This window comes from Streptomyces sp. NPDC058964 (assembly GCF_042741275.1).
Taxonomy (GTDB): Bacteria; Actinomycetota; Actinomycetes; order Streptomycetales; family Streptomycetaceae; genus Streptomyces.
In genome coordinates, this window is record NZ_JBHYKH010000385.1 from 1 (window position 1) to 8,761 (window position 8,761).

Here is an 8,761-nt window from a genome sequence, read left to right on the forward strand (position 1 = left end):
TTTCCCTTTCCGGCGGTTCCGACTCTAACAGATCCTTTCGGGCCTGATTCCCAGTCAGCGGGGTTTGTCTTCACGGCTGTTGGGCCGTTCCGACGTCTCAAACCTTAGCGGATTCTCTCGGCGATTCCCAAATCGGGGCTTGTGACCCGACCGGACGCCACCGAGTCCCAAAATCGGATTGAATTCGGGCACGCCGAATACAACCCCGCTGGGAGATCGTGCTGGTGGTTTGGGTTGCCGCTTTCGCGGCGGGAGGTGCTGCCGACGAACCGTTACAGCTCCGTGGCAACCCGAAGAACCTTACGGATCCGGCGGGGGAGTGTCAAGCATCCCCTGTCAAGATCTTTTACGGCGCGGAGTCAGTCCAGGTCACTGAGGCGTCCGCCGGCGTCCGGCTGGGCGTGCTCTACCCGGCGCAGGAGGCGGGTGAGGGCTTCGCCGAGGACCGTCCGCTCCTCCGGGGAGAGGTCCTGGAGGAGATCCTCCTCGAAGACGGAGGCGAGGCGCATGGCCTCCAGCCACTTCCCGCGGCCCTCCGGAGTCAGCTCCACGATCACCCGAACGCGGTTGGTCTCGTCCCTCTCGCGGGTGACGAGCCCCTCCGCCACCATCCGGTCGATGCGATGGGTCATCGCGGCCGGCGTGAGGCCGAGTCGCTTGGCGAGGTCGCTCGGGCCCATCCGGTAGGGGGCACCGGAGAGGACGAGGGCCTTGAGGACCTCCCACTCGGCGCTGCTGATGCCCAGGGCGGCCGTCTGGCGGCCGTAGGCGACGTTCATGCGGCGGTTCAGGCGGGACAGCGCCGAGACGATCTTCTCGACCTGGGGGTCGAGGTCCTGGAACTCGCGCTGGTAGGCGGCGATCTGCTCTTCGAGGGTCGGCTCGCCGCCGATGCCGAGGTTGCCGGGGGTGTCACCCATGAGCGCCAGTATCGCACGGCGCTGCTTGGCGTTGAAGTCCTTCGATGTGTACTCTTTAGCTTCGAACTTTATCTTCGAAGTCTTCGGTGCTAAGTACTGAGACGACCCAACTACCTGAGAGAGGTGAACGTGACCAGGGCGATGGGCGCAGCGATGCGCCGGATCCACGTGGGCAACGCACTCAGCGCGTTCGGGCTCGGCTTCACCGTCCCCTACCTGTACGTCTACGTGGCGCAGGTGCGGGGACTGGGAGCCATGACCGCGGGGCTCGTCCTCGCCGTCTTCGCCGTGGCCGCGCTCGTCGTACTGCCGTTCGCCGGTCGGGCGATCGTGCGGCGCGGCCCGCTGCCGGTCCTGCTCGCCGCCCTGGTCATGGCCGCGCTCGGAGCCCTGAGCCTGGGGCTCGCGGGCAACGCGCCGTCCGTTCTCCTCTCGGCGGCCGCGCTCGGAGCGGGTCAGGCCGTGATGCAGCCGGCGCTGGCCACGATGATCGTGGACTGTTCCTCGGCGGAGACGCGGTCGCGGGCCTTCGCGACTCAGTTCTTCCTGCAGAACCTCGGGCTCGGGGTCGGTGGGCTCATCGGTGGTCATCTGGTCGACACCACACGCGTCTCCTCCTTCACCCTCCTGTTCGCGATCGAGGCGGCGATGTTCCTGCTGCTCGTCGTGATCATGTCGACGGTGCGGACGCCGCACTCCCCGCGGATCGAGGACGCCCCGTCGCGGTCGGCGAGGGGCAGCTGGAAGCAGCTGCTCGGCAACCGGGCCATGGTGCAGCTGTCCGTGCTGGGCTTCGTGCTGTTCTTCGCCTGCTACGGGCAGTTCGAGTCCGGCCTGAGCGCCTACGGCGTCGAGGCCGCGGGGATCTCCACCTCCGCGCTGGGTACGGCCCTGGCCGCGAACACCCTGATGATCGTGGTCGCGCAGTTCGCCGTGCTGAAGTTCGTCGAGCGCCGTCGTCGGTCCCGGGTGATCGCCGCCGTGGGGCTGATCTGGGCCGTGGCGTGGGTCGTGGCCGGGTACGCGGGTCTCGGGCACGGAAGCCAGGAGATGGCCACGGCCGCGTTCGTGTCGACGTACGCGCTGTTCGGGCTCGGTGAGGCGATGCTGTCGCCGACGGTCGCCCCGCTGGTGGCCGACCTGGCGCCGGAGGGCATGGCGGGGCAGTACAACTCCGCGTTCGCCCTGGTGAAGCAGCTGGCACTGGCCGTCGGTCCGGCGGTGGGCGGTCCGATGGGGGCCTCGCTGCACGCGCCGTACGTCGTGACGTTCCTGCTGTTCTCGCTGGGCATCACCGTGCTCGCGCTCCGGCTGGGCCGGCGGCTCACCGCAGTACAGGACCAGCCCTGGCGGACGCGGAGCCGGGTGGTCGCGCGGGGGGCCGCGCCCGCCGAGCCGGTGGCCGCCGAGGCGTGAGCCGGGCGACGGCGGCCGTCACCTGCGGGTGGCGGCCGCCTTCGTCGTGTCAGCGGGTGGCGGTCGCCAGCGTCGCCGTGAAGGGGAGCGTGACCGAACCGTCGGGCGCGGCACGGTCGGCGAGGCGGTCGGCGATCGAGCGGCCGGCGGCGGTGAGCGCCTCCTGGCCGTGGGCGTCGGCGATCTGCTGGCCCCAGGGCAGGGCGGAGAGGTGCGCCGGGGAGAAGTCGACGAGCGGGGGCAGGACGATACCGAAGGTGATCTCGCGCGTGGTGATGTCGCGGCAGCCCGCCTTGCCGAGTGCGTCCGTGAGGCGGTCGGCGGAGCAGGCGAACGCCGTGGTGTAGGCGGCGGCGAGTTCGTCGCCGCCGTACTCCTTGATGGCCTCGTACTGGGTGCTGAAGTACGGCGACCGGGTCATCTCGGTCCAGGCGGTGGCCGCGAAACGGCCGGAGGGGCGCAGGACGCGGGCGATCTCGGTGAAGGCCGCGGTCAGGTCGGGGAAGAACTGGACGCCTTGCTGGCAGACGACCGCGTCGAAGGTGGCGTCGGGGTAGGGGAGCCGGTCGGCGGGGGCCTGGGTGAACTCGATGTCGGGGTACTGGCGTGGGTGACGGGCCTCGGCGACTTCGAGCATGCCCGCGTTGACGTCGGCGCCGTGGACGCGGCCGGCGGGACCGACCCGGGCGGCGGCCGCGCGTGCGGCGAAGCCGGTGCCGCAGGCGAGGTCGAGGACGACATCGCCCGGGCACAGGTCCACGGCGTCGAGCAACGCTGTCACGAAGGGCGCCATCAGCGGCGCGACGTACTGCTCGTAGCGCTCGGGGGCGCTTCCCTTGAGCTGGAATCCCGGTTCGTCTGCCATGGAGAGCTAGTAGCACCGTGGAGCGGGTTCGCCTAGGTGGCGCGCGGCAGCACGAACTCGCACCACACCGCCTTTCCGCCGCCCGGGGTCCGCCGTGACCCCCAGTTCGAGGCGATCGTCGCGACGATGGCGATGCCCCGGCCGGACTCGTCACCCGGTTCGGCGCGCCGGCGGCGCGGGAGGTGGTCGTCGCCGTCGGTGACCTCGACGATCAGCCGGCGGTCGGTGCGGCGGAGTCTCAGGCGCATGGGCGGTGTGCCGTGCTGCAGGGAGTTGGCGACGAGCTCGCTGGTGGCGAGGACGCCCAGGTCGTGCAGGTCGGTGGGGAAGCGCCAACTGGTCAGCACGCCGGAGGCGAAGGCCCGCGCGCGGGGGGCCGCTTCCACACCGCCGAGCAGCTCCAGAGCCGCGTTGCGGAAGAGTTCGCCGTCGGATCCGGTGCGGGCCGGGTGCTGGAGGATCAGGACCGCGACGTCGTCGTCGTGGTCGGCGGTGACGCCGGCCGAGCGGACCAGGCGGTCGCAGATCACCTGGGGCGTGCCCGTCGCGCCCGCCAGTGCCCGCTCCAGTGACGCGATCCCTTCGTCCAGGTCCTCGTTCCGGCGCTCGACCAGGCCGTCCGTGTAGAGGACCGCGGTCGAGCCGGGGCCCAGCGGGACCGAGCCGGAGGCGTGCATCCAGCCGCCCGTGCCGAGCGGGGGGCCGGTCGGCTCGTCGGCGCGCAGGACCGTGCCGTTCTCGTCGCGGACCAGGATGGGCAGGTGCCCGGCGGAGGCGTACACCAGCCGGCCCTCGTTGGGGTCATGGATGGCGTACACGCACGTGGCGATCTGGTTGGCGTCGATCTCCGTGGCGAGGCCGTCGAGGAGCTGGAGGACCTCGTGCGGGGGCAGGTCGAGGCGGGCGTAGGCGCGCACGGCGGTGCGCAGTTGGCCCATGACGGCCGCCGCCCGTACTCCTCGGCCCATCACGTCGCCGATGACGAGGGCCGTGCGGCCGCCGCCGAGGGTGATCACGTCGTACCAGTCGCCGCCGACCGCGGCCTCGGTGCCGCCGGGCTGGTAGGTCGCCGCGATCCTCAGGTCGTCCGGCTGCTCCAGCTCCTGGGGGAGGAGACTCCGCTGCAGGGTCACCGCCGTCTCGCGCTGGCGGCGTTCGCTCGCGCGGAGGCGTTCGGCGGCCTCGGCGTGGTCCGTGACGTCGGTGGCGAAGACGAGTACGGCACCGCCGCCGTCCCGGTCGCCGTGTGCGGCGGCCGGGGTGCAGGTGAAGGTGTAGGAGCGGCCGTCGGGGGCCTTGCGGGACTTGAGCGTGCGGGGCTTTCCGCTGCGCAGGACCTGGTCGAGGAGGGGCAGCAGGCCCAGTTCGGCCAGCTCCGGGAGGGCCTCTCGGGCGGGTTCGCCGAGCGGTCGTTCGCCGAAGGCCGCGGCGTAGGCGTCGTTGACGTACGCGATGCGGTGGTCGGGGCCGTGCACGAGGGCGACGAGGGCCGGGACGCGGTCGAGGACCTCGCGCGCGGGCAGCTCGTCGACGGCGGGCATGGGCGGCGCCTCGTCGGTCAGTTGTTCGGCGCGGGCCGCGGGCACGGAGCCTTCCCCCCGCCGGTCCGGGGTGACCGCATGCTCGGTCCGCGCTGCGGCGCGGCGCTGCGTTCCGGGGAGCCGGGCGCTCCAGCGCGTGAAGTTCACGAATCCTTGCCTCGTGTCGTCGTCGTCGGCCAGCACCGGATCCGGCCGGGGGTCGGGGCGTTGCCCCGGGAATTGCGGTACTCGGGAAGAAGCCTCATGGGTGCTGCGGGCGGGCGGGTGTCCGTCCAAGGTCGTGGGGCAGTCTGGCAGGGTGGCCGACCGCGGCGACATCCGTCAGACGCCGGGGCGGCCCGTGTAGTTCCTCGGTCCGGTCAGGACGACCCCTTCGGGTCGTCCGAGGGGTCGTGATGAGACTTTCCACCGGCCGCGAGTTCGAACTCCGCGCGGGGATGTTCGAGCGAGCCGAGGGAGACGACCTCCCGCTTGAAGAGCCCGGACAGGGTCCATTCGGCGAGCACACGGGCCTTACGGTTGAAGGTGGGCACCCTGCTGAGGTGGTAGACGCGGTGCATGAACCAGGCAGGGTAGCCCTTCAGCTTGCGCCCGTAGACCTGGGCGACCCCTTTGTGCAGTCCGAGTGAGGCGACGGAACCGACGTTCTTGTACGCATACGTGTCGAGGGGTTCGCCGCGCAGGGAGTGGACGATGTTGTCGCCGAGGACCTTGGCCTGCCGCACCGCGTGCTGGGCGTTGGGGGCGGTCTCCGTGCCGGGCTTCTCGGCGGTGACGTCGGGGACGGCGGCGGCGTCGCCCGCGGCCCACGCGTGGTCGACGCCGTCGACGGTCAGCTGCGGGGTGCACTTGAGGCGTCCGCGGCCGTCGAGCGGGAGGTCGGTGGCGGCGAGCACCGGATGGGGTTTGACGCCCGCGGTCCAGACGACCGTGCGGGTCGGGAAGCGCTGGCCGTCGCTGAGTACGGCGATGCGGTCGGCGCAGGATTCGAGGCGCGTCTCCAGGAGGACCTGGATGTTGCGGCGGCGCAGTTCGGCGACGGTATAGCGGCCCATCTCCTCGCCGACCTCGGGGAGGATGCGGCCGGAGGCCTCCACGAGGACCCATTTCAGGTCCTCGGGCCGGACGTTGTGGTAGTAGCGCGTGGCGTAGCGGGCCATGTCCTCGAGTTCGCCCAGCGCCTCGACCCCGGCGTAGCCGCCGCCGACGAAGACGAAGGTGAGGGCCGCGTCGCGGATCGCGGGGTCGCGGGTGGAGGAGGCGATGTCCATCTGCTCGATGACGTGGTTGCGCAGGCCGATGGCCTCCTCGACGGTCTTGAAGCCGATGGCGTGCTCGGCGAGACCCGGGATGGGGAGCGTGCGCGCGATCGAGCCGGGGGCGAGGACGAGTTCGTCGTAGGTGAGGCGGTCGGCGCCCTTGCCCTCCTCCTCGGTGGCGAGCGTGGTGAGGGTGGCGGTCCGCTTCGTGTGGTCGACGGCGATCACCTCGCCGATGACGACGTGGCACTGGTCCAGGACGCGGCGCAGCGGTACGACGACATGACGAGGGGAAATCAGACCGGCGGCCGCCTCGGGAAGGAACGGCTGGTACGTCATGTACGGATCCGGAGTGACGACGGTGATGTCGACCTCGCCCCGCCTGAGCTCCTGCCCCAGCCTCCGCTGAAGGCGCAGGGCCGTGTACATCCCGACGTAGCCGCCGCCGACAACGAGAATGCGCGCACGTTCCTTCACCATCCCATGACGCACCCGGCGCTGTTGTTTGTCCACAGCCCCGGCAATTTGTGTGACCGACGGCCGGTGCCGGGCGGAGGCGCCGGGGTGTCCGGGGTGGGACGAAAGCGGGCAGGTCAGCGGGGGCGGACAGGAAGGCGCAGGAGTGCGCAAACCGGACGTATATGCTCCGTACTCCGATCGGGGGGCGCTCCGTGCGGAACCTGCCCCTTCTGAATTGACTCCCTCTCAACTATGTTCGTGTGTCGACGGGGTGTAGGGGATGTGGTCGAGCGGGTCCGCGACGGGCGGTCCCGGTCACGGAACGGGGCCAGTTCCGCGCACTCCGGTATTCAGTGGCGGGGAGAGTCTCCGGGGGGAGACGTCATTAACCGGGGGAACGCTTATGCATGTTCAGGACACTCATTGGTCTTCCGCGTCGGCCATCGCAGCAGGTGGCGGGGCGGCGGCCGCGGCGGCGGGCAACGGACGCGCGGACGGATCGCGCACGGCGCCGCTGCGGGTGGACGCACAGCGCAATCTGGAGCACGTGCTGCGTGCGGCGCGCGAGGTCTTCGGCGAGCTGGGTTACGGCGCGCCGATGGAGGACGTGGCGCGGCGTGCGCGGGTCGGTGTGGGCACCGTGTACCGGCGGTTCCCGAGCAAGGACGTGCTGGTCCGGCGGATAGCCGAGGAGGAGACCTCCCGGCTGACGGAGCAGGCCCGTGCGGCGCTCGGGCAGGAGGACGAGCCGTGGTCGGCGCTGTCGCGCTTCCTGCGCACGTCGGTGGCTTCGGGTGCCGGGCGGCTGCTGCCGCCGCAGGTGCTGCGGGTCGGGGTCCAGGAGGAGGGTGCCGAGGAGGCGCGGGTGCCGCAACAGCGGACCCGGCCGGCGGCCGGTGAGCTGCGGCTGGTGTCCGAGGAACCCGCGGCGGACGACGACACGGGGGCGGCGGCGCTGCTCGACGTGGTGGGCCGGCTCGTGGAGCGGGCCCGTGCGGCGGGCGAACTGCGGCCGGACGTGTCGGTGTCCGACGTCCTGCTGGTGATCGCCACGGCGGCCCCGTCCCTGCCGGATCCGGCCCAGCAGGCGGCGGCCTCGGCACGGCTGCTGGACATCCTGCTGGAGGGACTGCGGTCCCGTCCCGCATAACCGGTTGGCCTTGTGCGGCGCGGGGCGCTCCGGTGACCGCGGAGCGCCCCGCGTCGCGACCAAGTGCCGTGCGGGGTACGACGGTTGAGTCTTCCCGTGCGGGTGATGACTAGTACCGCTGAGCGACAAGTCCCCTCGGATGAGTGGATGGGCCGCACTCCGGGGTCCGGACAAGAGCCGGTGTGGCAGTCTGACCCGCGTGATCGGGTCGGGCTGGGTGGCTTCGGGGGCTTACCGCGATGGACGTTGACGGGTGGGACGAGTCCCTCGGGGACGGTGACGCGGAGGCCGGCGCAGGCGGGCTGACCTCGCCCCAGGTGCCCAGTCAGGGCGGCCCGGCGGACGTACCGCGGTCCGCGGATCCGGCGGAGGGCAGCGTCCCGGCCCAGCGCGGCGGCAGTACCGCGCCGCCGGCCCGCGCACCCGTACCGGCCGACGGTGAGCTGATCGAGCGGATGCGCGCGGGCGACGACAGCGCGTACGAGGAGCTGTACCGGCGGCACGCGGACGCGGTGCGCCGGTACGCCCGCACCTGCTGCCGCGACGCCCACACCGCGGACGACCTGACCGCCGAGGTCTTCGCCCGCATGCTCCAGGCGGTACGGGGCGGCTCCGGGCCCGAACACGCCGTCCGCGCCTATCTGCTCACCTCCGTCCGGCGCGTGGCCGCGCACTGGACGAGGTCGACCCGGCGCGAGCACCTCGTCGACGACTTCGCGGTGTTCGCCGCTCGCGCCTCGCGGAGCTCCGAGGTGCCGGACGACGACACCACGGATCCGGGTGCCGACGTGCGCGCCATGCACGAGGCCGAGCAGTCCATGGCCATGCAGGCCTTCCGGTCGCTGCCCGAGCGCTGGCAGGCGGTGCTGTGGCACACCGAGGTGGAGGACGAGTCGCCGAGCGAGGTGGCCGTCCTGTTCGGGCTGGACGCCAACGGCACACGCGTGCTCGCCAGCCGGGCCCGCGAGGGCCTCCGGCAGGCCTACCTGCAGGCCCATGTCAGCGCCGCGCTCGCCGGCGACGGCGACTGTGCGCGCTACGCCGACCAGCTCGGCTCCTACGCCCGCCGCAAGCTGCGCGTCCGCGCCGAGCGGGGCCTGCGCAAGCATCTGGAGAAGTGCGCCAGGTGCCGGCTGGCGGCCGTGCAGATC

Annotated in this window: 7 protein-coding genes; 3 read left to right on the forward strand and 4 right to left on the reverse strand. The window is 71.8% G+C overall.

Annotated features, from left to right (window positions below; genetic code table 11):
• Window positions 1-359 precede the first annotated feature (359 nt).
• A complete protein-coding gene (locus tag ACFW2E_RS34010; RefSeq protein ID WP_384471923.1) occupies window positions 360-920 on the reverse strand; it encodes a MarR family winged helix-turn-helix transcriptional regulator in 561 nt (186 codons plus the stop codon).
• A gap of 153 nt (window positions 921-1,073) precedes the next feature.
• Here ACFW2E_RS34010 and ACFW2E_RS34015 point away from each other — a divergent pair, with 153 nt between their 5' ends.
• Window positions 1,074-2,336, forward strand: coding sequence for an MFS transporter (locus ACFW2E_RS34015; protein WP_384471939.1), 1,263 nt, complete (start codon window positions 1,074-1,076; stop codon window positions 2,334-2,336).
• A 49-nt stretch (window positions 2,337-2,385) separates the two neighbouring features.
• Here the strand turns inward: ACFW2E_RS34015 and ACFW2E_RS34020 are convergent, their stop codons facing one another.
• From ACFW2E_RS34020 to ACFW2E_RS34030, 3 genes are all read right to left on the reverse strand, one after another.
• A complete protein-coding gene (locus ACFW2E_RS34020; protein ID WP_384471926.1) occupies window positions 2,386-3,201 on the reverse strand; it encodes a methyltransferase domain-containing protein in 816 nt (271 codons plus the stop codon).
• Window positions 3,202-3,233: 32 nt separating this feature from the next.
• Window positions 3,234-4,889 (reverse strand): SpoIIE family protein phosphatase, encoded by a 1,656-nt coding sequence (locus ACFW2E_RS34025; RefSeq protein ID WP_384471929.1) that lies wholly within the window; start codon window positions 4,887-4,889, stop codon window positions 3,234-3,236.
• Between the two features lie 212 nt (window positions 4,890-5,101).
• Window positions 5,102-6,481 carry an NAD(P)/FAD-dependent oxidoreductase gene (locus ACFW2E_RS34030; RefSeq protein WP_384471932.1) on the reverse strand — a complete coding sequence of 460 codons (1,380 nt, stop codon included), beginning with the start codon at window positions 6,479-6,481 and terminating at the stop codon, window positions 5,102-5,104.
• Between the two features lie 382 nt (window positions 6,482-6,863).
• On the opposite strand from ACFW2E_RS34030, the gene ACFW2E_RS34035 reads away from it, so the two are divergent.
• Complete coding sequence (locus ACFW2E_RS34035) at window positions 6,864-7,610, forward strand: TetR/AcrR family transcriptional regulator (RefSeq protein WP_384471933.1); 747 nt, start codon at window positions 6,864-6,866, stop codon at window positions 7,608-7,610.
• Window positions 7,611-7,849: 239 nt separating this feature from the next.
• Window positions 7,850-8,761: RNA polymerase sigma factor (locus ACFW2E_RS34040; RefSeq protein WP_384471936.1), on the forward strand; the 912-nt coding region annotated here is incomplete at its 3' end.

What these genes read in the sequence shown, in the direction of transcription:
- ACFW2E_RS34020 (WP_384471926.1), bottom strand. Translation starts at nt 3,201, where the DNA reads ATGGCAGACGAACCGGGATTCCAGCTCAAGGGAAGCGCCCCCGAGCGC.
- ACFW2E_RS34030 (WP_384471932.1), bottom strand. Translation starts at nt 6,481, where the DNA reads ATGGTGAAGGAACGTGCGCGCATTCTCGTTGTCGGCGGCGGCTACGTC.
- ACFW2E_RS34015 (WP_384471939.1), top strand. Translation starts at nt 1,074, where the DNA reads ATGCGCCGGATCCACGTGGGCAACGCACTCAGCGCGTTCGGGCTCGGC.
- ACFW2E_RS34010 (WP_384471923.1), bottom strand. Translation starts at nt 920, where the DNA reads ATGGGTGACACCCCCGGCAACCTCGGCATCGGCGGCGAGCCGACCCTC.
- ACFW2E_RS34035 (WP_384471933.1), top strand. Translation starts at nt 6,864, where the DNA reads ATGCATGTTCAGGACACTCATTGGTCTTCCGCGTCGGCCATCGCAGCA.